The following is a 655-nucleotide window of genomic DNA, read 5'->3' as shown; positions in this document are numbered from 1 at the left end:
GCCTCACCAAGAGACCCCCATCCAGCTCAAGGCAGATGGGGAGGAGGTCTTCTACCAATATGGTGAGGAAGTTGGACTATTGAAGGATGGCTTGGTACTGGGGGATGCAGTCTTTTATCTGCGGGATGCCGAGCCACGAGTCTATGACCTGCTGGATCATCAGGAGCTCCATGTCGGATCTCAAAAGGGCGCTCTTGTCAAACTGGACGAAGATATCGAGCTTCTTTTGAAAAAGTCTCAAGGTAGCTGGACTCTGACACGGCTCAAGGGAGACTTTTATCGAAACAACCACTTAGAAGAAAAGGATCAGCAGATCCTCAACTTTGGTGATGAAATTAGTATTGGATCTGTGACTATCAAGGTCTATCCGGATGAAGTCTGGCTCAGAGGGTCTGCAGAGGCTGGCAGCCAGCTGACCCTGAGAGAGCCCTCTCGCTACGGCTTTTACGAGGACTACCCGGACTACCATCGCTCTCCTCGCATCATCTACCGGGGGAGCGAGGACAAGATCCTGCTCAACCCGCCGGGGGCAGAGCCTAATAAACCAACAGACGAGCTCTTAAAACTGATCGTACCGCCGCTCCTCATGATTGGGGTGGTGGTGCTGATCACTCTCATCCAGCCGCGGGGGATCTATATCCTGGCCACCATGGCC

1 pseudogene is annotated in these 655 nt (G+C 53.1%); it reads left to right on the top strand.

Annotated features, from left to right (window positions below):
• Window positions 1-655, top strand: a pseudogene (locus tag SCRDD08_RS11705) (type VII secretion protein EssC); the annotation flags it as partial.

This window comes from Streptococcus cristatus, assembly GCF_001578775.1.
GTDB classification, from domain to species: Bacteria; Bacillota; Bacilli; order Lactobacillales; family Streptococcaceae; genus Streptococcus; species Streptococcus cristatus_A.
The sequence above is the reverse complement of the archived record's forward strand: the minus strand, read 5'-3'. Positions and strand labels throughout refer to the sequence as shown.